Consider the following 25,639-nt stretch of genomic DNA (forward strand, 5'->3'; position numbering starts at 1 on the left):
CATAGGATCTGACTGCACGGTTCCGGGCTGCTGGTGCACAGTCCGCCAAACCTCGAGTGGAGGCTGGATGGCGGTCATTCTCGACACGGCAGAGTTGCCGCCCCAGGAGCGTGCGGAGGCCTTCTACGCGGCGATGATGTCCGCGAGCGTTCCGTCACGCGTCGAGCACGAGGACCACCACGGCAACGTCCACGCCCGGATGGATTTCTGGCAACTCGGAGCACCGGATCTGTTCCGCAACGAGGGCTCCGGCATCCGGCTGGTCCGCACCACCAAGCACGTGCGGCTCGGAGCCCCCGAACGCCTTGCGCTCGCAGTACAGGTCGTCGGTACAGGCGCTTTCAGTCAGGACGAGCACGTTCAACGGGTGCACACCGGTGAGCTGATGCTGGTGGACCTGACCTCTCCTTACGAATTCGCGTGGAGTGGTCACGGAGCGTCTCTGGCCTTCCAGATCGACTACGCCGATCTCGGGCTGAGCGTCGAGACCGTCCGAGCCGCGACCGCGCGGCTGCAGAGCAGCCCGGTGTACGACCTGGTGCTCCATCACCTGAGCGCACTGCCACCGATCAGTGACGCATTGCAAGGCACTCGGTCCGGACCGATGCTCGGCGCCGCGACCACCGATCTCGTGCGCGCCCTGCTCGCCTCAGCGGCCGACGACGACCGACACCATCGCCCGGCGATGGCCGACGTTCTCTTCACGAGAATCACCTGGTACGTCCGTCAGCACCTGGCCGATCCGCAGCTCTCGCCTGCCCAGGTGGCGTCGGAGCACTACATCTCGGTGCGATACCTCTACAAGCTGTTCGCCAGCCACAACCTCAGCTTCGAGCAGTGGCTCATCAACGAACGCCTCGAAGCCGCCCGCCGCCAACTCACCGCCCCCGCCACCCGCCATCTACCGATCGCCGCCATAGCCGCCCGCTGGGGCTTCGCCGACCCCGGCCATTTCACCCGCCGCTTCCGCCACGCGTATGGCATGCCTCCACGCGAATGGCGGCGGTCAGGAGGGGAAGTCGCCGGCTCGGAGTAGGGCGCTGGGGAGAGTGGTGCCGAGTTGCTGCTGGAGCCAGGCGGCTGCGGAGGTTGTTTGCTCGAGGTCCAGGCCAGTCGGTTGGTCCATGCGGCGGAAGAGGTAGATGAGGTCTTCGGTGGCGACGTTGCCGGTGGCTGCGGGGGCGAAGGGACAGCCACCGGCACCGCCGATGCTGGCGTCGAGGGTGGTGACGCCAGCTTGTACTGCGGCGACCGCGTTGGCGATCGCGGTGTTGCGGGTGTCGTGCAGGTGGAGTCGCAGCGGCAGGTCCCCGGCCAGCTTGGAGGCCAGAGCCACCCGCTCGGTGATGTCAGAGGGCACGGCGACCCCGATCGTGTCCGCGAGAGCGAGCTCGTCCGGCCCCGCGTCGACCACCCGCTGGAGGACCTCGTCCAGACGATCCAGCGACACCTCGCCCTCGAAGGGGCACCCGAACGACGCCCCGATGGTCACCGTCGAGAACACGCCGGCCGCCCGCGCCTCCCCCACCAGCGACGCGGCGGTGTCACAGGCCTCGGCCGTCGTCATCCCCTGGTTGCGTCCACAGAACGTGTCCGTCGCCACCACCACGATGTCGATCTCGTCCACTCCGCCGGCCAGCGCACGATCCAGCCCGCGCTGATTCATCACCAGCCCGGCATACCGCACCCCGTCGTACCGCGGGACCGCGGCCATCAGCTCGTCCGCGTCCGCCAGCTGGGGAACCTTGCGTGGGTTGACGAAACTCGTCACCTCCACCCGCCGCGCGCCCGCGCGAACAGCTCGCTCGATCAGCTCGACCTTCGCCGTCGTCGACAGGATGGCGGACTCGTTCTGCAGCCCGTCCCGCGGTGAGACCTCGACGATCTCGATCACCGGTCCTCCTTCAGATAGGAGATCGCCGCCGACTCGCTCACGACCTCGGCGTACTTCGCCTGCAGGTCGAACAGGTTCGCCTCGTGCGGTTCCGACGCGCGATCGCCGACTGCCTCGCGAACCACCAGCGGGATGAAGCCGTGCTGGATCGCGTCGACCGCGGTCGCCCGAATGCAGCCGCTGGTGCTGACCCCGACGAGCACCACCGTGTCGATGCCTTGGGCAAGCAAGGTGGACGCGAGCGACGTACCGAAGAACGCGCTCGCGTACTGCTTGACCAGCACCAGCTCGGCCGCGGTCGGCGCCACCTCCGGCATCAGCTCGCCCAGCTTGCCGCCACCGTCGAAGAGCTGCCGCAGCGCCGGGACCTTACGGACGAACACGCCGCCGTCGACCCCGTCCGGCCCATAGGCAACCCGCGTATGAACCACTGGTACTCCGTGCGCCCGCGCCGCGCCGATCACCCGCGCAGCCGCGTCCAGGCAGGCGGAGGACGGCAGGCACAACGGACTGGCCGGGTCGAAGTACGCCCGCATCAGGTCTACCGCCAGCACGGCGGGTCGAGCCCCGGGAGCCAGCCGACCCCCGAAGCCCTCATCGATCCCACTCACAGCGCTTTCACCGGGCCACCGGTGGACGCGGCGCGGGCAGCCCGGTCTCCTCCAGGCTCCGCTCGAGGATCGTCTCGATCGACGGCCCCATGTCGAAGGTCGGCAACGGATCCGGCCGCCCAGCCCTGTACTCCGTCCGCAGGGCGTCCGTGGCTGCGGCGTCCACCGCGCCGGCCTCGTCGCACACCACGCCGTACCGACGCGCACCCTCAGCCGTCAGGAGACCCCGAAGGACCTCGAGTCCGACCAACTCCGGGTCGCGAGCTAGCGGATCACCCCAGCCGCCGCCACCCCAGGTCACGAAGTGCAGCAGGTCGCCTGGCGCCACCGGCACGTCGTGCACCTTGCTGCCGAGCATCTCCTTGGTGCCGTCGGCGCGCTCGATCCACTTGCGGCTCCGCGCACCCGGCTCGCCGCCGTTGACTCCCCAGGGATAGGTGAGCCACCGGTCGTCGTGGATCGCGATGGTCCCCGCCTCGAGGAATCGGTAGGCCACGTCGACCCCGTTGCCACCGCGATGCAGGCCCGCGCCGCCGGTGTCCGCGACGGTTTCCCACCGTTCGATCCGCAGCGGGTAGTACGACTCGAGGTACTCGCACGGAATGTTGACGAACGACGGCCACAGCGAGTGTCCGTCGGGCCCGTCGCCCACCGGCCGGCCAGGGATCCCGCCGAACCCGATCGAGTAGAGCTGGAACCACTCCCCCTTCCGCTCACCCGGGCCGTACGTACCGGAGTACATGAAGTGTGGTGATGAGGAGAAGCCGGCGGCGTTGAGCAACCCGGGGTTCGTCTGGCCGAGCAGGCCGCCGAAGAGGTCGAAGACCCGTCCGATGCCGTGGTTGCGCGCGTTCAGCGCGGCGGGGAACTTCGGCTTCCAGAACGAGTCGTCCGGGATCTTCACGTCCACCAAAGGGTAGAAGCCGTCGTTCCAGAGGATCTGCGGATCGGCGACGGTGATCATGTAGATCCCGAAGAACATCCGGACCAGGTTCTCGTTGATGTAGTAGTTGATCGGGCCCTGCGCCTGCGGGCTGCTGCCGGTGAAGTCGAGCAGCACCTTCTCCCCGGTGCGGGTCAGGCTGAGCTTCAGCTCGTACGGCCCGTACCCGAGGCCGTCGTCGCAGATGTAGTCGGTGAACGAGATGGTCTCGCCGTCCTTGAAGACCATCTCCAGCAGCGTCTTCATCGCGCGGTAGTTGCGCTCCAGCAACTGGTCGAGCGCCGAGTTGTACGTGTCGACGCCGAACCGCGCGCACATCTCCTGCACCCGGCGGGACGCAGTACGGCAGGCCGCGACGATGCCGTGCAGGTCGGCGCGGTTCCAGTCCGGCTTTCGCACCTGGTTGAGGATGATCCGCAGCGCGTCCTCGTCCAGCACGCCCTTCTTGTAGAGCCTGAAGGGCGGAATCACCACACCTTCCTCGTAGATCGTGCGGGCGTCGGTCGGCATCGACGCGGGTGACTTCCCGCCCACGTCGGACATGTGCCCGAACATCGCGGACCAGCCCACGATCCGTCCGTCGACGTAGATCGGCATCACCACCAGCCAGTCGTTCGCGTGGCTGATCGCGGCGCCGCAGGAGTAGGGATCGGACGTCAGGAGGACGTCGCCCTCCTCGATGTCGCCGCTGAAGTTCTCCAGGAAATCCGGGATGGACAGCCCGAACTGGCCGACCATCATCTTGCCCTCGGGGTTGGCGATCAGCGGGAACTCGTCGTGCTGCTCGCGGATGCCGGGCGACAGCGCCGTACGGAACAGCACTTCGTCCATCTCGTACCGCGCGTTGCGCAGCGCGTTCTCGATCAGGTCGAGGGTGACCACGTCGACCTCGACGGACTTCAGCGGGTCGGTCGCGGTCTCGATCAGGCGTGCCATGGGTCAGCTCTCCCTGGAGTCGGGGTGGTCGACGGGACGGATCAGGAGGCTGCCGCTGCGATGCACGGTGGCCGCGTGACCGGGCAGCACCAAGGTGGTGGAGTCCATCTCGGTGACGATCGCCGGTCCGGTGACGACGTTGCCCGCGCGCAGCAACGCCCGGTCGTAGATACCGGCCGTCATCTCGGCGCCTTCGACCCAGATGCTGCTGTGGGTCCGGAGTGCCTGCCTCGGATCCTCGTCGCCGGCCTCCAACTCGGGGGCCGCGACCTCCGGCTTCGGGCCGTGCGCGGTCGCCCTGGCGGTGACCAGTTCCTGCTCGGCTTCGAGGACGAAGGAGAACAAACGCTGGTGCTCCGCGTCGAAGGCCGCCCGCAGGGCCGCGACGCCCGCGCCGTTGCCGTCGAAGGTGTCGAGGTCCACCGGGACCGGGATCTCGAAACCCTGGCCGTGGTAGCGCAGGTCGACGGAGTACACGATGCGTTGGTCCTCCTCGGCGACATCCTGCTCGGCGAGGGTGGCCCGTGCCTTGGCGGCGAGGTCGGTGAGGAGCTCCTGCAGGCTGTCGTCGGTGAGCTCGCTGAACCTGCGTACCAAGGTCCGGACCGCCTCGTCCCGCAGGTTGGTCGTCGCGTCGCCGTAGGCGCACAGGACACCGGGCGAGGGCGGAATGATCACCGGCCATGCCCCGGTCAGCTTGCCGAGAGCGTTGGCGTGCAGCGGTCCTGCTCCACCGAACGCGACGAGTGCGAAGTCGCGAGGGTCGAAGCCCTGTTGCACCGACACCAGTCGCAACGCCCCGAACATGTTCTCGTTGACGATGTCGACGATGCCCGCGGCCGCGGCCTCCACCGACTCCAGCGCGGTCGCATCTGCGATCGGCTTCACCGCGGCTCGCGCCGCCTCACGATCCAGCGTGATCTCACCGCCGGCCAGCTCGGTCGGCAGATACCCGAGTACTACGTTCGCGTCGGTGACCGTCGGCTGGGTACCGCCCGCCGCGTACGCCGCCGGGCCGGGCGACGCACCCGCCGATTGTGGGCCGACCCTCAGAGCTTGGGTGAGCTGCGGGACGTGGGCGATCGATCCACCTCCGGCTCCTACGGTTCGCACGTCGACCGAGGTGGCCCGGACCTTGAGGTCCCCGACCGTGGTCTCCCGGCCGACTCTCGGCGTCAACCCCTGCACCAGGGCGACGTCGGTCGACGTACCGCCCATGTCGAAGGTCAGGAAGTCTGGATAGCCGGCCTGTTCGGCCACCCAGGTCGCGCCGGTCACTCCACCGGCTGGCCCGGACAGCAGCAGGTTCACCGGGCTGTCGGCGGCGACGGCCGCGGAGACGAGACCACCGTCGCTGCGAAGGATGCACAGCCGTCCGTCCACACCGGACTTGCGCAGCTGGGCTTCCAGGTTCGCGACATAGCGGGCGACCTGCGGCTGCACCGCTGCGTTCGCCACTGTGGTGATGGTGCGCTCGTACTCGCGCAACTCGGGCAGCACCGAGGACGACAGCGACACCGGTACGTCCGGAAGCTCCTCGGCGGCCAGCTCACCGACTCGGTGCTCGTGGTCGGGGTTCGTGTAGGAGTTGATCAGGCTGACGCTCAGTGCCTCGATGCCCCGCTGCTTAAGCGTCCGCAGCTTCGCCCGAACGTCGTCCTCGTCGAGCTCGGTGACCACGTCGCCCTGAGCACCGATCCGGCCGCGCACTTCGACGGTGTCCTCGAGGGCCGCGAGCGGCTCGGGCTTGGGCCAGATGATCCAGCCGGCCAGACCTCCGGGGACGAACGACCGCGCGATCTGCAGGACCTGCCGGAAGCCGTCGGTGGTGACGAGCCCGACCCGCGCGCCCTTGCCTTCGAGGATCGCGTTCGTGGCGACCGTCGTACCGTGGAACACCTCGCCGATCTCGAACATCGGGACGCCGGCCGCGGTACAGGCGCGCTCGATGCCCCGCAGTACTCCGATCGACTGGTCCTCAGGGGTGGACGAGGTCTTGGCCCGGTACGTCTGTCCGGTGTCCTCGTCGATCAACAGGATGTCGGTGAACGTCCCCCCGACGTCCACGCCGAGCCGGTAGGTCATGGGTGTCCCTCCTCCTCAGATGACACCGGCTGAGCGCAGCGACGTCATCGCGTCATCGCCGAGCCCGAGCAGGTCGCGGTAGATCTCTTCGTTGTGCTCGCCAAGGGCCGGGCCGACGTGCCGAACCCGGCCCGGGCTGTCGGAGAGCTTGGGAACGACGTTGTGCATGGCGAACTCCCCCAGCTCCGGGTGGGTCAGCCGGACGATCGCCTCGCGCGCGGCGAAGTGCGGGTCGGTGAGCATGTCCCTGGCCCGGAAGATGCGGCCCGCCGGTACGCCGTGGGTGTTGAGCTTGTCGAGCAGTTCGTCGGCCTTCACCGTGCTGCTCCACTCGGCGATCAGGCCGTCCAGCTCCTCCATCGAGCTGCCGCGGGCGCCGTGGGTGGCGTACCGCTCGTCGGCCGCCAGCTCCGGCCGCTCCATCGCCTCGGCCAGCCGGCGGAACACCGTGTCCTGGTTCGCGGCGATCAGCACCATCTCGCCGTCGGCGGTCGGATAGACGTTGCTCGGGGCAACGTTCGGCAGGGTGGTGCCGGTGCGCTCGCGCTGATAGCCGGCGACCTGGTACTCCGGAACGAGCGACTCCATCATCGCCAGCACGGCCTCGTAGATCGCCGAGTCGACGACCTGGCCGCGGCCCGTGCGACCGCGCTGATGGAGTGCCACGAGCGTGCCGAGGCACGCGAAGGTGGCCGCCAGTGAGTCGCCCAGCGAGATCCCGGCGCGGGCCGGCGGGCGGTCAGGATCACCTGTGACGTAACGGATGCCGCCCATCGCCTCGCCGATCGAGCCGTAGCCGGCGCGCGACGAGTAGGGCCCGGTCTGGCCGAAGCCGCTGACGCGGGTGACTATCAGGCCGGGGTTGAGCTCCCACAGCTGCTCGGGAGCGAGGCCCCATCTTTCCAGGGTGCCGGGGCGGAAGTTCTCGATGAGCACGTCGGCGCTGGCGATCAGTCGGCGTACCAGGTCTTGCCCTTGCTCGGTGCGGAGGTCTGCGGTGACGGACTTCTTGTTCCGGGCAACGACCGGCCACCACAGGGACTTGCCGTACGGCCGCTCGCGTCCCCATTGCCGCATCGGGTCGCCGCGCTCCGGGTCCTCGACCTTGATCACCTCGGCGCCGAAGTCCCCGAGCAACTGACCGCAGAACGGCCCGGCCAGCAACTGGCCGAGCTCCACGACCCGGATGTCGTCCAGGGGCAACGCGTCGGTCATCAATCCTCGATCCATCCACAAAGTTGCATACGATTCGCGGTAATTGTGGTGAACCTAGGCCGCGTCTCGCGCTGGTGTCAACGGATTGTCCACATTGATTGCATGCAACTCCGGTGGATTGGTACGGTGATCAACACCATGAGCGACCGCACCCCAGCCTCGCGTGAAGCCGACAACGGCCATGCCGCCGACGAGGCCTACAGCCTGATCCGCGAGCAGATCCTGTCCGGCCGGCGCGAGGGCGGCGACTGGCTCCGCGAGGGCGAACTGGCCGAATCCATCGGCGTCAGCCGTACTCCGGTCCGCGAGGCGCTCCGCCGGCTCACTGCCGAGGGGCTCGTGCGGTACGAGCGGAACCGCGGAGTACAGGTCCAGGCCTGGAGCGTCCGCGACCTCGACGAGATCTTCAGCCTCCGGTCCGTCCTCGAGCCATGGGGCTGCCGCCTCGCAGCCACCGCAGGCCTTGTCGACGTGGCGGTCCTCGACGACCTGGCCAACCGGATGGACGAGATCGCGCCGGGCGGCCACCCGAAGGACGTGGACAAGCTCACCGACCTGAACAACCAGTTCCACCGCACGATCCTGGAAGCCGCCGACAACAGCCGCCTGACCGCCGTGATCTCCTCGGTCATCCAGGTCCCCCTCGTCTGGCGAACCTTCACCCACTACACCCCCGAGGCCCTCCAACGAAGCCTCGCCCACCACCACGAACTGGTAGCAGCCCTAGCCGCCGCCGACCCCGACTGGTCCGAATCAGTAATGCGAAGCCACGTCCGAGGCGCCTGGCACTCCCTCATTCCCCAAGACGATCCCTCACTCCCGTGACCCCTTGCCTGCATCAAGGAACCCGCTCGCCCGCCACAGCCCGCGTAGTACAACGCTGTCGCGGCCCTCGGCACACCGCCGCTCGCCGGCGCTCGCCGGCGCTCGCGTCACCGGCGGCGCGTACGGCGCCAAGTTCGGCACTGCGGTGGCCAAGGTCGTCGACGAGGCCGACGCGCTGCCGTCGTTCTACGATTGCCCGGCCGAGACTGGATCCACCTGCGCACGGCCAAGGAGCCGCGGCATGAACAGCGGGAGCGACACCACGGAGGAAGTACCCGACGAGCATCTGCGGTTCGCTCGGTATCTGCAGGAACTGGCCGACGTCCTCCCCGAGGAGGAAGCCGGCCTGGTGGCGATGGTTCTTCGTGACCCGGACAGGACCATGGCTCAGTCGGCGGTTGTCCGCCATCTGGACCGAAGAGCGGCGCAGTTGCTTGCGGACGCCACCTTCCCTGACTGGCGCCGTGCCATGTCCACAGTGATCGTAGACAGAGAGTCCACCGGCTGCGGGAATGGACGTTGCTGAGGTCGATCGCGATCGACGATTCCTGGAGACCAGAGGATCTTGTCGCTGCCTCCGACTGGTTCCAGCGCACAGCAGCGCAGATGCTGACCTCACCTGCTGCTCTGCGCCTGCTCGCTGACGAGGGAAGAACGCGCCGCGTTCGTGCTGCCGCCAACCACCGACTGACTGAGCAGCACCGACAGCCGGCCCCCGCTGATCCACAGATCTCGCCGATCCCACCCACCGAGCCCGGCTATCTGCTGCACTCAGGTCGACGACTTGCTGCGCTCCTGCTGCGGGACCGGACCCCAACGGCACTCAACTGCGCACCTACTGCAGGACCAGACCCTGCCTGCACGCAGGTGCGCGTGCGCCGATCCAAGCTGTCGCCCGGATCCTTCCGCCCGCGGCCTCGACGTCGTCATACAGCCCTACTACCGATCCGCCAATTCCTACCGATCCACGAGTGGACGGGAGGCATCGGTGTGGTCTACGAGTGGGTGCGTTCCTGTGTGGTCGACGCGGAACTTGAAGCCGTGCTTGGTTGTCCACTCCAGCCCACCGTCGTCCAGGCGGCGTACCCGCCAACCGCCGTGGGTCTTGACCCGGTGGCTGTAGCGCCGTAGCGGGGTCAGGTTGTCGGTACTGGTCTGCCCTGGCGGCCCGGTCGCACTGAAGTCGAACGGCGCGATGTGGTCGAGATCGACGCTGTCGGTGGTCTCGGCGGCGCCGAACACGAACTGCTCGACCGGATGGGTGAGCTTGACCCGCTCCCGGATCCGGCGAGGGATCTCGTACGCGTCGACGCTGAGCCTGTCGTTCAGATCGACGACCGGCTTCACGACGATCTGGTCATGGCCGAGCAACTCCGCCAGCCGGGCCGCGAAGACGGGACCGAAGCGCTCGACCCGCGCGACCCCACCGCCGGCCAGCAGCGTCTCGTCGGTGATATGCACATAGAGCGTCGTCCGGGCAGGCTTGCGCCCGGCGCCACCGGCACTCTGGCTGCCGTAGGCACCGTGCTTGACCGCCGCCAACTTCCTCGCGATCTCCCGGCGCGCGGCACTGTCCAGCGCCGGACCGGCGACTCGAGCCGGTTCAGCGGTCTCCGCGCAGCGGCCGTCCGCTGGCTCTGGACTAGGTGAACCAGCCGAACACGACGGGCGGTCGTACGCCGGATCACCGGGGTGCGGCGGATCCCGATCAGCCTCATCGTGCACGCCAGGCTCATCGCCAACAATCCACTCCGCCGCCCCACCCGCACCCGCACTCGCACCACCATCGGTCGCGGCCATCTGACCGCAACCAGCACCAAGCCCGACATCGTCGGTCGCCCGCGCCGCACCCGACCGCGTGGAATGGTCGGCAGCCAGCCAGGCGCCCGGGGGCTCGGCGTTCACGGTCGCCCGCACAGCATCCGACCGCGTGGAATGGTCGGCAGCCAGCCAGGCATCCGGGGGCTCGGCGTTCACGGTCGCCTGCGCTGCATCCGGCCGCACCGACTGGTCGGCGGCCGGGGCGGCATGCGGGCACTCGGAATGCGCGGTCGCTTGCGCGGCCCCCTGCGCGGCGTCCGGGTTTACGGAATCGTGGGGCGGCTGAGGAGGTGAAGTCGTCGCGGCATCGGCGCCGCCGGCGTCCGGCCGGTCGGTTGAGGGGGTGGTGGTTGGGGTGAGGTGGTGGGCGACGGTGAGTAGTTCGTTGGTGAGGGCCGGGTCGGCGATGATGCCGATGGCCTTAGCCTTGCGCTGGGGCAGGGTGTCGGTGTCGCCGAGTTGGGCGAGCGCGTCGGCGATCTGGCGGATCGTGGCCTTGAAATGGATCACGTCGCCGGTCGCGGCACGGACGTACAGGGTGGTGGTGCCGTGGTCGTCGGTGCGACCTGCCCAGACGCCGCGCTCTTTGGCTCTGGCCTCGGCAGCCGCGCGGGCCGCGTCCGGGTCGGCCTGCTGGATAGCCGCCTTGACGATCTTCTCCAGGCGCACCGGAGTCACGGTGTCGATGATCGAGGCAACCCGGCGGTCGACGATCTCGGCGGCATCCACCGACAGCGCCAGGCAGGCAGTGGCGATGGTACGGGCCTTCCAGGGCTCGCCGTGACCACTCCTGACCTGCGCCCAGCTGCGAGGCAGACGGTGGCGCAAAGCGAGGGACTGGCCGATGAAGACGGCCGCCGAACCCGCCGAGCGGCCGATCATCGCCCCGAACTCGGCGGCCGCGAACTCGGCGATCGCCGGACAGCCCGGACCGCCGTACACCACGCCGCGTTCACCACCCGCCAACGACACCTGGCCGGGGACCGTCGCGGGGTCGGGATGCAGGTCGGCGAAGTGCTGCGCGAGCTCGATCAGCCGGACCTCGGCCCGCGTGCGCAGCACATGCAGCTCGGCGGCCCAGGCCAGCGTCTCGGTCGCATCCAGGTCAGCCACATCACCGTCGAACATGCGTTCGACACTACCCTGAGTGATGCCTCGCTTGCAAGCCGACCGACCCCTCGATTCGCCTTATCCACAAGGGCGAACCTCACACGCGGAAGCGGGAGCGACTGATGTATCACTACTACTAGAGGCACTGCGAGTAGCGAACCGCAGCGCGATCTCTAGAAAGGAGGTAGTGGGAAGAACTGACTGGAAAAGTGCTCATTGGGTGAGCACTTCTGCGGGCGATGATGGTGTTCACCGAGGTGGAAACACCGTCTCGAGACCGACTCAGGGAGTGCCGATGTTCCGAGGATTCGCAACCATCAGCTTGTACGCCGACGACCTCGCCGCCGCGCGGGACTGGTACACCGAACTGCTGGGACAGGAGCCGTACTACGCGTTCCCGGCCGCGCCCGCCACCCCGGCGTACATGGAGTTCCGGGTGGGCGACGACGGCGACGAGCTCGGGTTCATCGACCGGAAGTATGCGCCGCCCGGCGCGTCGAACGCCCCCGGCGGCGCGGTGATGCACTGGCACGTCGACGACCTCGCCGGCACCTTCGAGAAGCTCCTCGCGATGGGCGCCAAGGAGTACCTCCCGATCACCTCCCACGGCGACAGCGACTTCACCACCGCCTCCGTCGTCGACCCCTTCGGCAACGTCCTAGGCATCATGCACAACCCCCACTACCTAGAAATCCTCGCCGCCCGCGAGCACTGACCACACCGCCCTCCGGCCCGCCCAGCCCTCGGCTCGGCGGGCCGCTCGGTGATGGCGGAGTCAGCTGAGCAGACGTCTGCACAATTCTTCGGCGAAATCGATAGAAAGTCAGCCGGGCAGGTCCCCTGACTGACTTCGCTTTTCAAGGCCACCGGCCTCGACATACGCGGAACGGAGAAGCGTTAGCAAATCGTCGAGGTTCTGTGCCTTGATGTAGTTGCCTTGCCCTATCCCGCCAGGGAACTCTTGATCTAGCGCAGCGAGTGCCCCTGGGGCCTCCTGCGTGAGCACCGTTCGATACGGCGAGACGTACGGACCGTTCTCGTTCCAGAGGGACACCATCGCACGAGCCTGTCCAGGCAACCGCGGGTTGAGGACCCAGCGTCCCTTGCCTTTCGAGGTGTACAGCGTGGCGAGTCCCGCCGTCTCCAGCTCGCGCGCCCAGTCGAGCAACTTTCGCAAGGTCGGCTGACGATCTTCCGGCACATCCTTGATCGACTCCTCGAACACCTCGGAGCCGCGGACGATATCGCTTGGCGTCGAAGGCTTGCCACGTCCAACCATGGTGGCCGCGGTGTGCGATCGATCAGGCTCCACAAGTTGCGGCACGAGGATCCGCTGCCCGGCCACCTCGTACGCGGTGACCACGACGAGGTCGAGCGCCAGGCGGTCGCTCGTGACCTCTTGCAGATAGCCAACGAGATCCACCAAGTCAGGTGGAGCCGAATCGACTACGATCACCGCTCTGAGCCTGCCTTCTGTGAGTGAATCGGCGAGCCTCGCCTCGAACACCTCTTCGTCGAATCCGGGTTCAGCCTGAGCCGCCGCAAGCGCAGCATTGGCAATTGACGTGTATTCGTGCTTATTCAGATAGTCCCGCATCACGGCACTCAGGCCTTCAGGATCAAGCCGGCGGATGTAGGCGGCATACCCGAGGACTTGGGTCAATGCCTGCCTGCGATCCGTGTTCGCTGCCAGTTTGATCTCGATGATGACCGGACGTCCGGTTTCCGCCTCGACGGCCACCAAGTCAGCTCGTTCCCGACCACACACAACTTCTCTGCCGACGACCGCCAGGGTCGGACGACCTGCCAGCGGAAGCATGTCCGGCGCTTGCTCGATGAGGTCATGAAGGTCAACCTCGCTCACAAACCCCGTTGCTTCGAGCGGACGCCAGCGCCCTTCATCGCTCTTTCCCCAGACACCCGACATTGGTGATGCCTCCCACCGCCGATAGCACTCTCCTGGCTAAGAGCATCCGATCTTCACCCCATCCCCACAAGGTTATGGCGCACTATCTGGTCGAGGCAGATCAGGTGCGCCATCATCGCGCTGGCCTGCGAACTCACCGCCTGGATGCAGCTACTCGGGTTCACCGATGCCGACGGCACCAACCACCAAACGCGCCGATGGGAACCCAAACGCCTACGCCTACGGCTGTTCTCGACCGCCGCGAAGCTCGCCCGAACCGGCCGCCGCACCACCGTGCACCTCGCCCGCAACGGCACCTGGACCACCCTGCTGCACGCCCGGGCTCACCCGGCTCCGTGCCCTCACCGCACCCGGCTAACCCACTTGCCACCCGTCCCGCGACCCGAAACAAACCCGGCCAGTGGAACCGGCGTCCACCCGAGACGACACCCGGGTCCCTGTCCTACCCGACCGCAAGAATCAGCCCCGAACGCCGGCCGCCAAACCGTCGCCACGGCGAACGCCAGAGTCACGAAAGATCCGGGCTAGCGGCCGCCGGTGAAGGTTATGCCGTTGGTTATTTGTTTCTGGGCGAAGAAGAAGATCGCGAGGCACGGGAGGGTGATGAGGACTGAGGTTGCCATCAGCAAGGGGGTGTCGGTGCCGTTGACGGATTGGAAGCCGGCCAGGGCCAGGGGCAGGGTCTTCCATTGGTCGGAGTTGATGTAGATGGCTGGGCCGAGGAAGTTGTTCCAGTAGCCCATGAACAACAGGATCGAGACGGCGACCACCGCGGGCCGGGCCAACGGTAGGTAGACCGAGAGGAACATACGGAACCACCCGCAACCGTCGACGACCGCGGCGTCAGCCAGCTCGGGGGGCATTCGGGCGAAGAACTGGCGGAACAGGAAGATGTAGAACGGCGAGCCGAAGAAGGCCGGCAGGATCAGGGGGTACAGCGTGTCGATCATGCCCAGGTTGTTGAAGAGCATGAACTGGGGAACCATCGTCACCTCCCCCGGCAGCAGCATCGTCGCCAGCACCACCCCGAAGATGACTCCGGAGAAACGCACCCGCAACCGTGCGAAGGCGAAGCCGGCCAACGAGCAGGAGAACACGGTGCCCACGATCGGGATCAACGTCGTCAGCACGGAGTTCAACGCATAACGCCAGAACGGGAACGACGTGATCGCGCGGGTGTAGTTGTCCCAGAGGAACTCGCGCGGCCAGATGCTCGCCCCCGAACTCCCGACGCCGGCCAGCGATCGCAGCGAGGTCGCGATCATCCACAGGAACGGATAGACGAAGGCGAGCGACCCCAGCGCCAGTACGACGTACAGCGCGATCGTCACTGGTAGGTTGCGCCGCCAGTACGGGCGGTCGGCGCGGCGGGGGACCGTGGTGGATTCGACGGGAGGACGGGTCTCGACCAGGACAGCCATGACGTCAGCCCTTCCTCACCCGGACCCGGCGACGGCGGCCACCGAGCTCGGTCTCGTAGTAGATGGCGAAGGCACTTCCGCGCAGCGTGACGGCGGTCAGCGCCAAGATGATGACGAACAGGATCCAGGCCAGCGCCGAGGCGTAGCCCATCCGGAAGTTCTGGAACGCGTTGTCGTAGAGGTAGTAGACGAAGAACAGCAGCGAGTCCTTCGGGCCGCCTCTCGCGACGAACCCCTGGGTGAAGATCTGCAGCGCCCCGATGATCCCGGTCAGCGCGTTGAAGAGGATGATCGGCGAGAGCTGCGGCAGCGTGATGTGCCAGAAGAGCTGTACCGGCCCGGCCCCGTCCAGCGCGGCCGCTTCATACAGGTTGGAGGGAACGTCCTTGAGGCCCGCCAGGTAGATCACCATCGCGCCGCCGACGGTCCACAGGCTCATCAGGATCACCGTCGGCAACGCCCACGACGCGTCGTTGAACCACCCGGGCGCCTGTACGCCGACCTTGCCGAGCAGGTCGTTGGCCAGCCCGTACTGCGGGTTGAACACCCACAGGAACAGCACGATCTGCGCCACGCCGGACACCAGGCTCGGCAGGTACCAGACCGTCCGGAAGAATCGGATGCCGGGCAGGTCCACGTTCATCAGCAGCGCCACCAGGAACGCCAGCGCGGTCTGCAGCGGCACGCTGATCACCGCGTAGAGCAGCGTCACCTTGATCGCCTGCGCCACCCGCGGATCCTGGAAAGCTTCGGTGTAGTTGGCGATTCCGACGTATTTCGGTGGCGTGATCAGGTCCCACGAGGTCAGGCTGACGAAGATCGAGGAGATCATCGGGCCCACGGTGAAGACCAGGAAGCCGATCAGCCAGGGTGAGATGAACAGCCAGAAGGCGATCGTCCTGTCGGCCCGGGGCCATTTCCGCTTCGCCCCGTACGCCGCCAGGCCGATGACGGCGTACAGGACGACCAGCAGGACCAGGAACGGGACCAGCGGCACCAGCACCGCGGGAACACCCCAGGACTCCGCGAGCGCGCGGATCCAGCCGATGGTCGGGTTCATGGTCTACCTCACTGCTTCAGCGCGGCGGTGCACTTGTCGTTCAGCCCGGGCAGAACCTTCGCCACGTCGTCCTTGCCGCTGCCGAGCGGCGTGTAGCTGGTGATGCCCTTGTCGGCATCACCGGAGATCTGCGCCTCGCGCGGTACCGACGGGCTGACCAGACCGGACTTCAGCGCGGTGGTGAACGCCGCCAGGTTGCGGTCGGCCGGCAGTACCTTCTCGAGTGTCGCGGTGGACTCGGCGATGATCGGTACGCCGAGGGCCGTGTTCCCCTGGATCAACTGGTTCTGTGCGTCGGGGTTCGTGCTCGCGAACTCGACGAACTTCTTGGCCGTCTCGGCCTTCTTGCCGGTCACGTTCTTCGCGATCGTGAGGCCGCCGACCTCCATCGGGAATCCCTTGCCCGGGACCGGCACGAGCGTCCAGTTCGGCTTGCTGATCTTGGCGAAGTCGGCGACGGTCCACGGCCCGAAGTCGCTGAACGTGCCGAGCCGCCCGGCCGCGAACCACTGCGCCTGGTCCTGCCCCTCGATGTCGAGGGAGGTCGGCGCGTACCGGTCCTTCTGCATGTCGACGACGTACTGCGCCGTCTTCAGCCCCTGCGCGTCGCCAAAGGTGCAGGCGGTCGCGTCGGCGTTGTAGAACCCGCCACCAGCAGCGGTCAGCCACCCCTTGAACCACAGGTTGCTGGTGCCGTAGACCCGAGCCTTGCCGTCACCGTGGGACAGCTTCGCGGTCACCGTCTTGAACTCGTCCAGCGTCATCGCGGTCGTTGCGCTCGGCAACGGCAGACCCGCGGCCTTGAAGGCGTCCACGTTGATTGCCATCACCTTGGGCTTGGCGGTGAACGGCATCGCGTAGTACTTGCCGTCGAACTTGAGCGACTCGGAGATGTTCGGCTGGACGAACCTGCCGGCATCGACCTGCTGCTCGGCGAAGCTGGGCGCGAACCCGGCCAGGCTGGTGTTGCTGATCTCCATCACGGTGGACTGGGTGCCGGCCGCGATCGAGGTCTGGATCTTCTGCTCGTAGTCGGACTGGATCCAGTTCGTCGTCACCTTGGTGCCGGGGTTGGCCTTCTCGAACGCGGCCGCGATCGCCTTCAGCGAGGCGGCCTCGGAGTTCGTTCCCCAGAAGGAGAAGGTGATGTCGCCGTTCTCGTCGGAGCCGCCACTGTTGGCGGCGGGCTGACTGCCGGTGGCGCAGCCGGCGGCGAGCAGGAGGGCGGCCAACCCGGCGCCGACCGGGAGCAAGCGGCGGTTCAAGAGCTTCATGAGGGGTCCTTCGTGTGAGGGCTGACCCGGGCGGTCTGGCCGGGCTCGAGTGTCCTGGTGGAGGTCGAAGTACCGGCGGGACCGACCGTCACCGTCAGCGGCCCCGGCCCGCTGAGTACGGCGATCTCGGTCGTGTGCCGTCCTTCTTGGGTGATCGCTAGGTCCCAGTCGCCGACCCGCACGTGGTCGGCCTTCAGCCAGCTGATCTCAGCGGGCAGGTGGGAGTCGATGGTCAGGGATGCCGACGCCGCGTCCGGCTCCAGCCCGAGCAGTCCAGCCACCAGGTGCTGGACGACGGTGAAGGAGATCTCCGGATAGTCGTCACGGCTGTCGATGATGTGCCGCAGCCAGCGCCAGGCCGACTCGTCACGCCGGTGCCGGAAGAACACCTCCGGCAGATAGGTGAACGCCTCGATGTTCGGCGGTGGGCTCAGCTCGAGCTGCTCCTCGATGTAGTCCAGGAACCGCTCGTTGCGTTCGCCGGTACCACTCAAGCCGAGCATCGGCACCAACCAGCTCGTCTCCAGCCCCCAGCCGAAGTCGAGCGTCCGGTCCTTCACCCGGCCGCGCGCGAAGCTCCCGCTCTCCTCGTCCCACCAGGTCGTCAGGAACCTCTCCCGGATCGAGCGGGCTGTCGTGCGGTAGGAGTCGCCGTGGTGGCGGGCCAGTGCGTCCAGGGCGGCGCAGTGCAGCGCCAGTCCGTCGGCCGCGACAGTCAGCGGACGCTCGGGGTGCTCGTTGTACGACGCGGCGCCGTCGAAGATGTCACCGGTCGCGGGCGCCTCGGGGATCCCGTCGCCGTCGGTGTCGTGGGCGGCGACGAAGTCCGAGACCGAGCGCAGGTAGTACGCGGACAGGTCGGGGTCGTCGATCCAGTGCCGGTCGCCGGTCCAGTCGTACTGGCCGAGCGAGCGGTAGGTGAGGTCGAACACCGCGGGGATCTCCCGGACGAAGTGGTCGTCTCCGTGATAGTCGAGCGCGGCGGGCCGGCCGTCGAACTGGAACGCCCACAACGGGTACCACTTCCGGGCGGCGGTCGCCGAGCGGGCGAAGTGCCGGAACATCGCGAAGTTCTCCGCGTCCAGCCCGAGCAGGTGGGCGCCGATCGCCTGGTGACAGACGTCGCGCGAGTAGAACATCGGCCGGGACGGGTAACCGGCCCAGTACGACGGCAGGTTGCCCGGCGCGGCAGCGGTCTGAACCCAGTCCAGCGCCCGCTTCCGGGCCCACCCGAACGCGTCCTCCACGTACGGGTTGTCCGACGTCACGAGCAGGTCGGACATGCGATCCTCCAGGGTCGAAGACTTGTCGTCCAACGGATTATTAGCGCTAAAACTAGCACTGCATCCGCATTCGTCAATATCTCCGGCGCAATTGATTTTACCGCTATAGTCAGTGCTCTACAGTGGAGTGAGTCCGTGAGGAACGGGAGTTGTCCATGACGTCCGCAGTGCCCAAGACCTCGTTCGAGGTCCGCTCCCCCGACGGCGCGATCCGCCGGACCGGGACGGTCTCCGACGGCGCCACCGTCACCGAGATCGACTCCCCCGAGCCCGGTGTGCTCGCCTACGAGATCAGCGCGGCCGACCTGACCGCGGGACCGGTCCGGATCCGCTGGACCTGGCCGGTCGACTCGGCCGTCTCGCTGTGGCGCGCGACGCAGGGTTCGCGGCGGGAACTCCCGACCGACTGGGGCTCGCACCGCGACATCCGTTCCGTCCGGTCCGCGCCGGTCGCGTCCTTCGTCGGCGGCGACGACCTTTCGCCCCTGACGCTCTCGCTGTCCTCCGACGTCCGCGGCTGCGACTTCGCTGTCGGCGTCAACGAGGAGAGCGCCGAGCAGTTGGTCCAGCTCGCGGTGGACGACGTCGAGCCCGTGGACGGCATCTACCGATTCACCCTGCGGATCGACCTGCGCGGCCTGCACTTCGCGGACGCCCTGCGCGACGTCACAGGCCAGTGGACCGCCGAGCTGGGCGAGCGGATCGCGCCCGTACCGGAGTTGGCGCGGCAGGCGATGTACTCGACCTGGTACAGCGACCACCAGCACGTCTCGGCCGAATCCGTGGAGCACCACGCCCGCGCCAGCGCGCGGTACGGGTGCAAGGCGGTGATCGTCGATGACGGCTGGCAGACCGAGGACACGGCCCGCGGCTACGCGCACTGTGGTGACTGGGAGCCGACCAGCACGACGTTTCCCGACATGGTCGAGCACGTCCGCCGGGTCCACGACCTCGGGCTCGACTACGTGCTGTGGATCGCGCCGCCGCTGATCGGCGAGCACTCGAAAGCGTGGGACCGGTTCAAGGACCGCACGCTCGGCTATGTCGATGGGCTCAGCGCCTCAGTGCTCGACCCGCGCTACCCGGAGGTCCGCGAACACATCGTCGAGTGCTGCCTGCGGCCCGTGCGCGACTGGGGTGTCGACGGGCTGAAGATCGACTTCATCGACTCGTGGGCGTGGGAGAGCGCTCGCCCTGCTCCCGACGGTGACTGCGAGACCGTCGACGAGGGCGTCGAGCTGATCATGGCCGCGATCACCGCAGAGCTGCGCCGGCTGCGGCCGAGCCTGCTGATCGAGTTCCGGCAGGACTACGTGAACCCGCGCCTCTGGCAGTTCGGCACGTTCCTGCGTGCCGGCGACTGCCCGATGGACGCCGTGGAGAACCGGGTCCGCACAGTCGACAGCCGCCTGCTCGCCGGCGATCGGGCGGTTCACTCGGACATGCTCATGTGGCACCCGACCGCGTCCGCCGAGGCGGTCGCCCAGCAGTTCATCGGGGTCCTCTTCAGCACCCCTCAGGTCTCGGTCGAGCTCGCCGGTCTGCCCGAGGAACACGATCGCGTCGTGCGGTACTGGCTCGGCTTCATGAAGGATCACGCGGACACGTTGCTGCGCGGCGTACTGACTCCGTCGCGGCCGGACGCGCGGTACACGCAGGTGACGGCGTCCGGCGACTCGACCACCGTGGTGGCCGCTTTCGCCAACCCTGTGGTGCGTTTGAGCGCCGCGACACCGGTGAACCTGCTGGTCAACGGCGGCCACGCACTGGGCCTGCTGGTCGAAGGTGCTGGGTCTGGCCCCGTTCACCTCGTAGTGTCGGACTGCTCGGGAACCGAGGTCGCCCGGAGTACGACCATGCCGCCTGCGGGATTGTGGGCGGTCGACGTACCGGTGGGCGGGGTGGCCCGGATCGAGCGGGTCTGACGAGGGGGGCTGGATGACTGTCGAGAGGAAGAGACCGGTACGCCGGACGACCGTGGCCGACGTGGCCCGGTTGGCCGGGGTCTCGGCGATGACCGTGTCGAACGTGCTGAACGCACCCCACCGGGTGAGCGAGCCGACCGTCCGCACAGTGCAGGCCGCGATCGACGAGCTCGGGTACACGCCGAACCATGCGGCGCGGGCGTTGTCGTCCGGCCGGAGTCACGTGATCGGGCTGCCGCTCTACCTCGAGGACGACGCGTTCAGCGACCAGAACCCGGGACTCGGCGGCTTCCTGCACGGCCTGCTCGGCGGCCTGGTGAAGTCCGCCGCCGTCTCCGGGTACGGCGTGCACGTGACCACGCCGACCGAGGGTGCGACCGAGATCGCCTTGTACGAAAGGCTTTTCGCGGCCCGGCAGGTGGACGCGGTCGTGGTGCTCGAGACGATGCCGCGCGATCCGCGGATCGAGTTCCTCAGCGCCAAGGGGTTCCCGTTCGTCGCCTTCGGCCGGACCGGTCCGCAGCAGCGGCAGTGCTGGGTCGACGTCGACAACGAGGTGTCGATGGCGGCGATCGCTCGGCATGTCCGCGAGACCGGACGGACACGCGCCGCCTACCTGGCGACCGCGAGCAGTCTCCCCTGGGTGCACCAGCGGCAGGAGGGATTCCTGCAGGAGTTCACCTCGCCGCACTCGCTCCGGTCCTTCGACGACCTGGACGCGGTCGCGGCCTGGGTGGAGAGCACGCTCGGGTGCGAGGACAAGCCGGACGTGTTCGTCGCCGACAACGACGCCTTCGCGGTGGTGGCGATGCGCACCCTGCAACGGCACGGCGTGAAGGTCGGGCAGGACATCGCGGTCACCGGGTTCAACGACTTCCCGTTCGCGAGCATGCTGGACACCCCGCTGACGACGGCGCGGATCCCGCTGCGGGACATCGCCGCCTGTCTGTTCGACCGGGCGCTGCGCGAGATCAGCGGCGACCCCGACCAGCCCGGCCGCCTTGTCACCGCTCCCCTGGTCGTCCGCGCCAGCGCCTAGTGCCGCAAGCACCTTCTACGATGCCGAGAGCTTGACCTCTGCTTCTTGGGGAGTGAGCGCTCTCCGGGCGAGGACCATGGTGACGATCGTGCCGAGGACACCGGCCAGGCAGATGGTGAGGCTGGGGCGAAGCAACGTGCCGATGGCTCCGGCCAGCGCGATGCTCACGCCCTGCACCGCCATCAGGCCGCTGGTCTGCACCGTGAACAACCTCCCCCGGTACGCCGGGTCGCTGGCGGCCAGGATCATCGGATCGATGCCCTGGTTGAACGCATAACCGCTGCCCGAGAGCGCCAGCAGGACAGCAGCCAGCGGGATCCCGGGAGTCACGAGGAACGCGATCGCGGGGACCTGGCTCAGCAGGATGAGCGGAACCACCAGGCGTCGTCGGGTGGCCGGCGTGAGCCGGGCTGCGGCAACCTCCCCGAGCACGGACCCGACGGCGTACCCGGTGAACAGGACGCCGGCGGTCGAGGCTGCGGCGCCGGTCTGCGCGGTGTAGGCCACCGCGAGTCCATCGGGCATCGACGAGAACGCCGGAACGATCCAGGACAACAGGATCAGCCGACGGAGCCGGACGGAGCCGAAGATGTAGCCGAGACCGCTGAGCGAATCCCGCACCGTGTTTCGACCGATCCCTGTGGCCGGGGTGAACGGCGTACCGAAGCCGATCAGGGCGGCCGAGACGAGGAAGCTCGCTACGTCGAGGGCGAGCAACCAGGTCGGGCCGATCGCGGCGACGGCGACCGCGCCGAGGGCGAACCCGGTCAGTACCGTCAGCTGCCCGATAGCCCTCAGCAACGACCGGCCGATCGGGAACAGGTCGGCGTCGAGCAGGTGAGCCAGGCTGGCCGCGCGGGCGCCCGCGAAGATCGGGGCGACGATGCCGGCCAGCAGGAGCAGTCCGAGCAGACCGCCGACGGGGATGCCGGGGATCAGCATCACCGCGATGCAGGCGGCGCTGATCAGGTCGCAGCAGACGAGTACGCGGCGTGCCGGGAAGCGGTCCGAGATCGAAGAGAGCGCGATCCCGCCGAGAGCGTAGGGCAGGAAGGAGCAGACCAGCACCAGCGCGGACAGCAGCGGAGACCCGGTCCGCTCGAAGATCAGGATGGAGAGCGCGACCTGCGCCGCCACGGTGCCGATCATGGAGACGGCGTGCGCGACGAACACGTTGCGCAGGCCGGGAACGCGCAGGACAGCTCGATAGCCGTTGGTCACGGGCCGAGGTTGCCCCGGAGCACCATCGGCGCGATAGATTTTCGGTTGTGACCGAAAGTCAGGGATCGGCGTGACGGTACTGCGGTTCACCCAGGCCGACGCGTTGCGCTGCCGGTTCGGCCTGTCGCCGCTGTGGGAGACGATGTCCGCGGTGCGGGTTCTGCACGGCCACAAGCACCGCCCGCTCTACTCCCCCTGGATCGCGGCCAAGACCGAGGCGGCCGCCGGGCTGGATCTGCGGATGCTCCGGGCGGTCCAGCCGCGCGTCGGCTTCACGCCGGACTTCCTGACGCCACCGCCGAAGGCCTCGCGAGCCAGGTTCGCGACCGAGATCGCCCGGGTTCGCAGTACTCCGTTGGAGCTGGTCCGGGCGGAACTGATCCGCTCGCGGGACGAGCTGAACAACCCGGCAGCCCCCGAGATCAACCGGATGCTCGCCGATCCGGCCGGCACGCGCGAGCGGATGGCGGACGAGATCGAGAGCGCCTGGACCACGCTGATCCAGCCGGACTGGCCGCTGATCAGCCGGGTTCTCGAGGACGACATCGCCTATCGCGGCGAACAACTCACCTCCGGCGGGCTGGCGAAGCTGTTCGACGATCTCCACCCGACGCTGAGCTGGGCGGACGACCGCCTGATCGCCTCGCGGTACCGCGGGCAGGATCGCGAGCTGACCGGCCAAGGGTTGCTCCTCGTGCCCGGCGTGTTCGCCTGGCCGTTCCTCGTCCTGGTCGTCGACCCTGGCTATCAACCGACCTTGGTGTACCCCGCTCGCGGGGCTGCCCGGCTCTGGTCCGACGCACCCGCGCCGCCCGATCCCCTTGCTCGGTTGCTCGGGCGGACCCGTGCGACGCTGCTTGTCGCGTTGGATCCACCCGCCACGACGAGCGCCCTCGCAGCGCAGTACGGGCTGGCGTTGGCGACTGTCGCGGAGCACCTCGCCGCGCTGCACGGAGCAGGGCTCGCCACGCGTCGCCGTACGGGTCACCAGGTCCATTATCGCCGTACGGACGTCGGGCAGGCGGTCGTAGATGCCTCGGTCGGGTGAGAATGCTGGGGTGACCAAAGTGGCAGCGCCGAGCACCAGGCATACCCGTAGGTGGCCGGCGTCGTTGGCGGTGATCGTCGTCCTCGCGCTGCAGGTCGCCGTACCCGCGCAGATCATGGACGCGCCGCGGTGGATCATGCCCACCCTCGGAGCACTGCTGCTGCTGCCGCTGGTATGGACGAACCCCTTCCATCTGAAGCGGGACGAGCCCTGGCTGCGATGGATCGAACTGGCGTTGCTCGCCGTGCTCGTGCTGGTCAACGCGGTCTACCTGACCGGGCTGATCCTGCTGCTGAGCGAAGGCGACGCGTCCGACGGCAAGGTGCTGGTGAAGTCGGCGCTGCTGATCTGGGTGACGAACGTGGTCGCCTTCGCGGTCTGGTACTGGGAGGTCGACCGCGGCGGCCCGTTCGCGCGGATGCCCGAGCACGAGCACCAGGAGGAACGGCCGGACCTGCTCTTCCCGCAGATGACCGTCGACATCCCCGGCTGGCAGGGCTGGATCCCCGGCTTCACCGACTACCTCTTCGTCGCCTTCACCGCCGCGACCGCCTTCAGCCCCACCGACACGATGCCCCTCACCGCCCGGTTGAAGACCCTGATGGGCATCCAGTCCGCGATCTCCCTGCTCACCATCGCCATCGTCGCCGCCCGCGCCATCAACGTGCTCTGATCACCCAACCGACCAGGGAAGTCATTCCGATAGGGAGCACCCGGCTGTCCATCTACTGACATATCCCTATCGACGCCGTTGTAATCAGTGTGAGAGCGTTATGCCCATGTACACGCAGGGAGAGCAGGACGCCGCCCGGACCAAGTCCGTCGGGCTCGGATTCGCGGTGTTCTCGGCGATCACGTTCGGTGGATCGGGTCCGTTCGCGAAGGCGCTGATCGGGGCCGGGATCTCGCCCGAGCAGGCGGCCTGGATCCGGATCCTCGGTGCCGCCGCCCTGCTCGTCCCGCTCGTGCTGATCTTCCGTGGCAGCGCCGGCCTGCGTGCGGCCCGCGCCTCATGGCCGCAGCTCGTGCTCTACGGACTCACCGGGATCGCCGGCTGCCAGACGCTGTTCTTCATCGCCGCGAGCCGGCTCCCCGTCGGCGTGGCGATCCTGCTGGAGTTCTCTGGACCGGTCCTCGTGGTCGCCTGGCTCAAGTTCGGGCGCAAGGTCGCCGTGCCGCGATCGGCCGCGCTGGGGGTGGCAATTGCGCTGGTCGGGCTGGCGACCGTGGTCGAGATCTGGTCAGGCCTGCAACTCGACCTGATCGGGCTGCTCGCGGGCCTCGGCGCGGCGGCATGCCAGGCGACGTACTTCATCCTGATTGACAAGCTCACCGGCGTTGCCGACCCGCTCGTGATGACGGCGGCGGGCAGCGTGGTCGGGGCGGTCGTGCTGACGGCGGTATCAGCCCCCTGGGCGATCCCGTGGAACGCGCTGACGGACACGATCGCGATCGGCGAGCGGTCCGCGCCGGGCTGGATGTTCGCCGCCTGGCTGATCGTGATCAGCACCGTGGTCGCCTACCTGGCCGGAGCGGCCGCAGTACAGCGGCTCTCCGCCGCGATCGGTGGAGCGGTCGCGTACGTCGAGGTCGTGGCGGCGAGCCTGTTCGCCTGGATCCTGCTGAACGAGACACTCTCGACGAACCAGGTGATCGGCGGCGTGATCGTGCTGCTCGGCGCCTTCGTGGCCCAGTCCTCGGTCGGCAAGGTGGCGCCGCCGGAAATCCCGGACGCCGATCCCTCGGCGCGCGACCTCGACCTGGACACCGCCGGCATCTGAAGATAGGCGCATGGATCCGATCGCGGTGACGTCGGGTGGACAGCTGAGAGGCCGGACGATCGAAGGGATCACCGCGTTCCTCGGGATCCCCTATGCGGGGGATCCCGTCGGACCGGCCGCGTTCGAGGGGGGGGGGGGGGGGGGGGGGGGGGGGGGGGGGGGGGGGGGGGGGGGGGGGGGGGGGGGGGGGGGGGGGGGGGGGGGGGGCGGGGGGGGCGGA

At 68.1% G+C, this 25,639-nt stretch carries 21 protein-coding genes and 1 pseudogene; 10 read left to right on the forward strand and 12 right to left on the reverse strand.

Going from position 1 to position 25,639, the window contains the following annotated elements:
• Nucleotides 1-67 precede the first annotated feature (67 nt).
• Complete coding sequence (locus EV644_RS07310; RefSeq protein ID WP_132187933.1) at nucleotides 68-1,036, forward strand: helix-turn-helix domain-containing protein; 969 nt, start codon at nucleotides 68-70, stop codon at nucleotides 1,034-1,036.
• Here EV644_RS07310 and EV644_RS07315 read toward each other — a convergent pair.
• From EV644_RS07315 to EV644_RS07335, 5 genes are read right to left on the reverse strand one after another with little or no spacing between them, the layout of a single operon-like run.
• The gene (locus tag EV644_RS07315) at nucleotides 1,007-1,894 is read right to left on the reverse strand and encodes a hydroxymethylglutaryl-CoA lyase (protein ID WP_199239677.1); all 888 of its coding nucleotides are present in this window, start codon (nucleotides 1,892-1,894) and stop codon (nucleotides 1,007-1,009) included. The two genes, EV644_RS07310 and EV644_RS07315, sit on opposite strands and share 30 nt — an antisense overlap.
• Nucleotides 1,891-2,505 (reverse strand): isochorismatase family protein, encoded by a 615-nt coding sequence (locus EV644_RS07320; RefSeq protein ID WP_199239678.1) that lies wholly within the window; start codon nucleotides 2,503-2,505, stop codon nucleotides 1,891-1,893. The genes EV644_RS07315 and EV644_RS07320 overlap by 4 nt, the downstream gene beginning before the upstream one ends.
• 7 nt (nucleotides 2,506-2,512) lie before the next feature.
• The gene (locus EV644_RS07325) at nucleotides 2,513-4,384 is read right to left on the reverse strand and encodes a hydantoinase B/oxoprolinase family protein (RefSeq protein WP_132187932.1); all 1,872 of its coding nucleotides are present in this window, start codon (nucleotides 4,382-4,384) and stop codon (nucleotides 2,513-2,515) included.
• A gap of 3 nt (nucleotides 4,385-4,387) precedes the next feature.
• On the reverse strand, nucleotides 4,388-6,469 hold the full coding sequence (locus EV644_RS07330; RefSeq protein ID WP_132187931.1) for a hydantoinase/oxoprolinase family protein: 2,082 nt from the start codon (nucleotides 6,467-6,469) through the stop codon (nucleotides 4,388-4,390).
• A gap of 15 nt (nucleotides 6,470-6,484) precedes the next feature.
• The gene (locus tag EV644_RS07335) at nucleotides 6,485-7,684 is read right to left on the reverse strand and encodes a CaiB/BaiF CoA transferase family protein (RefSeq protein WP_132187930.1); all 1,200 of its coding nucleotides are present in this window, start codon (nucleotides 7,682-7,684) and stop codon (nucleotides 6,485-6,487) included.
• 138 nt (nucleotides 7,685-7,822) lie between these two features.
• Between EV644_RS07335 and EV644_RS07340 the strand changes: the two genes are divergently transcribed.
• Together EV644_RS07340 and EV644_RS45185 are read left to right on the forward strand one after the other, a co-directional pair.
• On the forward strand, nucleotides 7,823-8,509 hold the full coding sequence (locus EV644_RS07340; protein ID WP_158292761.1) for a GntR family transcriptional regulator: 687 nt from the start codon (nucleotides 7,823-7,825) through the stop codon (nucleotides 8,507-8,509).
• 145 nt (nucleotides 8,510-8,654) lie between these two features.
• Nucleotides 8,655-9,035 carry a hypothetical protein gene (locus EV644_RS45185; protein ID WP_199239679.1) on the forward strand — a complete coding sequence of 127 codons (381 nt, stop codon included), beginning with the start codon at nucleotides 8,655-8,657 and terminating at the stop codon, nucleotides 9,033-9,035.
• A gap of 431 nt (nucleotides 9,036-9,466) precedes the next feature.
• Here EV644_RS45185 and EV644_RS07350 read toward each other — a convergent pair whose 3' ends face one another.
• A complete protein-coding gene (locus EV644_RS07350) occupies nucleotides 9,467-11,458 on the reverse strand; it encodes a hypothetical protein (RefSeq protein WP_132187928.1) in 1,992 nt (663 codons plus the stop codon).
• A gap of 277 nt (nucleotides 11,459-11,735) precedes the next feature.
• Between EV644_RS07350 and EV644_RS07355 the strand changes: the two genes are divergently transcribed.
• Nucleotides 11,736-12,155: a VOC family protein gene (locus EV644_RS07355; RefSeq protein ID WP_132187927.1), complete on the forward strand. Its 420-nt coding sequence runs from the start codon at nucleotides 11,736-11,738 to the stop codon at nucleotides 12,153-12,155.
• A gap of 108 nt (nucleotides 12,156-12,263) precedes the next feature.
• Here EV644_RS07355 and EV644_RS07360 read toward each other — a convergent pair whose 3' ends face one another.
• On the reverse strand, nucleotides 12,264-13,367 hold the full coding sequence (locus tag EV644_RS07360; protein ID WP_132187926.1) for a PDDEXK family nuclease: 1,104 nt from the start codon (nucleotides 13,365-13,367) through the stop codon (nucleotides 12,264-12,266).
• A 96-nt stretch (nucleotides 13,368-13,463) separates the two neighbouring features.
• On the opposite strand from EV644_RS07360, the pseudogene EV644_RS46115 reads away from it, so the two are divergent.
• Nucleotides 13,464-13,725 (forward strand): annotated as a pseudogene (locus EV644_RS46115) (transposase); the annotation flags it as partial.
• A gap of 166 nt (nucleotides 13,726-13,891) precedes the next feature.
• Here the strand turns inward: EV644_RS46115 and EV644_RS07370 are convergent.
• The 4 genes from EV644_RS07370 to EV644_RS07385 are packed head-to-tail and all read right to left on the reverse strand — an operon-like array spanning nucleotide 13,892 to nucleotide 18,405.
• Nucleotides 13,892-14,788 carry a carbohydrate ABC transporter permease gene (locus EV644_RS07370; RefSeq protein ID WP_132187925.1) on the reverse strand — a complete coding sequence of 299 codons (897 nt, stop codon included), beginning with the start codon at nucleotides 14,786-14,788 and terminating at the stop codon, nucleotides 13,892-13,894.
• Nucleotides 14,789-14,792: 4 nt separating this feature from the next.
• The gene (locus EV644_RS07375; RefSeq protein ID WP_132187924.1) at nucleotides 14,793-15,848 is read right to left on the reverse strand and encodes a carbohydrate ABC transporter permease; all 1,056 of its coding nucleotides are present in this window, start codon (nucleotides 15,846-15,848) and stop codon (nucleotides 14,793-14,795) included.
• A gap of 8 nt (nucleotides 15,849-15,856) precedes the next feature.
• On the reverse strand, nucleotides 15,857-17,122 hold the full coding sequence (locus EV644_RS07380; RefSeq protein WP_132187923.1) for an extracellular solute-binding protein: 1,266 nt from the start codon (nucleotides 17,120-17,122) through the stop codon (nucleotides 15,857-15,859).
• The gene (locus EV644_RS07385) at nucleotides 17,119-18,405 is read right to left on the reverse strand and encodes a hypothetical protein (RefSeq protein WP_132187922.1); all 1,287 of its coding nucleotides are present in this window, start codon (nucleotides 18,403-18,405) and stop codon (nucleotides 17,119-17,121) included. Before EV644_RS07385 ends, EV644_RS07380 begins: the two co-directional genes overlap by 4 nt.
• Nucleotides 18,406-18,560: 155 nt before the next feature.
• Between EV644_RS07385 and EV644_RS07390 the strand changes: the two genes are divergently transcribed.
• Both EV644_RS07390 and EV644_RS07395 read left to right on the forward strand, forming a co-directional pair.
• Entirely contained in the window at nucleotides 18,561-20,330 is a 1,770-nt protein-coding gene (locus EV644_RS07390; RefSeq protein WP_132187921.1) for a glycoside hydrolase family 36 protein, read from the forward strand.
• 13 nt (nucleotides 20,331-20,343) lie between these two features.
• Nucleotides 20,344-21,369: a LacI family DNA-binding transcriptional regulator gene (locus EV644_RS07395; protein WP_132187920.1), complete on the forward strand. Its 1,026-nt coding sequence runs from the start codon at nucleotides 20,344-20,346 to the stop codon at nucleotides 21,367-21,369.
• A gap of 15 nt (nucleotides 21,370-21,384) precedes the next feature.
• Here the strand turns inward: EV644_RS07395 and EV644_RS07400 are convergent, their stop codons facing one another.
• Complete coding sequence (locus EV644_RS07400; protein WP_241997984.1) at nucleotides 21,385-22,590, reverse strand: MFS transporter; 1,206 nt, start codon at nucleotides 22,588-22,590, stop codon at nucleotides 21,385-21,387.
• A 70-nt stretch (nucleotides 22,591-22,660) separates the two neighbouring features.
• Here EV644_RS07400 and EV644_RS07405 point away from each other — a divergent pair, with 70 nt between their 5' ends.
• The 3 genes from EV644_RS07405 to EV644_RS07415 all read left to right on the forward strand — a co-directional run bounded on the left by EV644_RS07405 (nucleotide 22,661) and on the right by EV644_RS07415 (nucleotide 25,419).
• On the forward strand, nucleotides 22,661-23,638 hold the full coding sequence (locus tag EV644_RS07405) for an ArsR/SmtB family transcription factor (RefSeq protein ID WP_199239680.1): 978 nt from the start codon (nucleotides 22,661-22,663) through the stop codon (nucleotides 23,636-23,638).
• 10 nt (nucleotides 23,639-23,648) lie between these two features.
• Nucleotides 23,649-24,311, forward strand: coding sequence for a DUF1345 domain-containing protein (locus tag EV644_RS07410; RefSeq protein WP_199239681.1), 663 nt, complete (start codon nucleotides 23,649-23,651; stop codon nucleotides 24,309-24,311).
• A gap of 106 nt (nucleotides 24,312-24,417) precedes the next feature.
• Complete coding sequence (locus EV644_RS07415; protein WP_132187918.1) at nucleotides 24,418-25,419, forward strand: EamA family transporter; 1,002 nt, start codon at nucleotides 24,418-24,420, stop codon at nucleotides 25,417-25,419.
• Nucleotides 25,420-25,639 lie beyond the last annotated feature (220 nt).

It is taken from the genome of Kribbella orskensis (genome assembly GCF_004342085.1).
Lineage (GTDB): Bacteria > Actinomycetota > Actinomycetes > Propionibacteriales > Kribbellaceae > Kribbella > Kribbella orskensis.

What these genes read in the sequence shown, in the direction of transcription:
- EV644_RS07395 (WP_132187920.1), top strand. Translation starts at nt 20,344, where the DNA reads ATGACTGTCGAGAGGAAGAGACCGGTACGCCGGACGACCGTGGCCGAC.
- EV644_RS07380 (WP_132187923.1), bottom strand. Translation starts at nt 17,122, where the DNA reads ATGAAGCTCTTGAACCGCCGCTTGCTCCCGGTCGGCGCCGGGTTGGCC.
- EV644_RS07415 (WP_132187918.1), top strand. Translation starts at nt 24,418, where the DNA reads ATGTACACGCAGGGAGAGCAGGACGCCGCCCGGACCAAGTCCGTCGGG.
- EV644_RS07355 (WP_132187927.1), top strand. Translation starts at nt 11,736, where the DNA reads ATGTTCCGAGGATTCGCAACCATCAGCTTGTACGCCGACGACCTCGCC.
- EV644_RS07375 (WP_132187924.1), bottom strand. Translation starts at nt 15,848, where the DNA reads ATGAACCCGACCATCGGCTGGATCCGCGCGCTCGCGGAGTCCTGGGGT.
- EV644_RS07330 (WP_132187931.1), bottom strand. Translation starts at nt 6,469, where the DNA reads ATGACCTACCGGCTCGGCGTGGACGTCGGGGGGACGTTCACCGACATC.
- EV644_RS07310 (WP_132187933.1), top strand. Translation starts at nt 68, where the DNA reads ATGGCGGTCATTCTCGACACGGCAGAGTTGCCGCCCCAGGAGCGTGCG.
- EV644_RS07335 (WP_132187930.1), bottom strand. Translation starts at nt 7,684, where the DNA reads ATGACCGACGCGTTGCCCCTGGACGACATCCGGGTCGTGGAGCTCGGC.
- EV644_RS07350 (WP_132187928.1), bottom strand. Translation starts at nt 11,458, where the DNA reads ATGTTCGACGGTGATGTGGCTGACCTGGATGCGACCGAGACGCTGGCC.
- EV644_RS07340 (WP_158292761.1), top strand. Translation starts at nt 7,823, where the DNA reads ATGAGCGACCGCACCCCAGCCTCGCGTGAAGCCGACAACGGCCATGCC.
- EV644_RS07360 (WP_132187926.1), bottom strand. Translation starts at nt 13,367, where the DNA reads ATGTCGGGTGTCTGGGGAAAGAGCGATGAAGGGCGCTGGCGTCCGCTC.
- EV644_RS07385 (WP_132187922.1), bottom strand. Translation starts at nt 18,405, where the DNA reads ATGTCCGACCTGCTCGTGACGTCGGACAACCCGTACGTGGAGGACGCG.
- EV644_RS07370 (WP_132187925.1), bottom strand. Translation starts at nt 14,788, where the DNA reads ATGGCTGTCCTGGTCGAGACCCGTCCTCCCGTCGAATCCACCACGGTC.
- EV644_RS07325 (WP_132187932.1), bottom strand. Translation starts at nt 4,384, where the DNA reads ATGGCACGCCTGATCGAGACCGCGACCGACCCGCTGAAGTCCGTCGAG.
- EV644_RS07390 (WP_132187921.1), top strand. Translation starts at nt 18,561, where the DNA reads ATGACGTCCGCAGTGCCCAAGACCTCGTTCGAGGTCCGCTCCCCCGAC.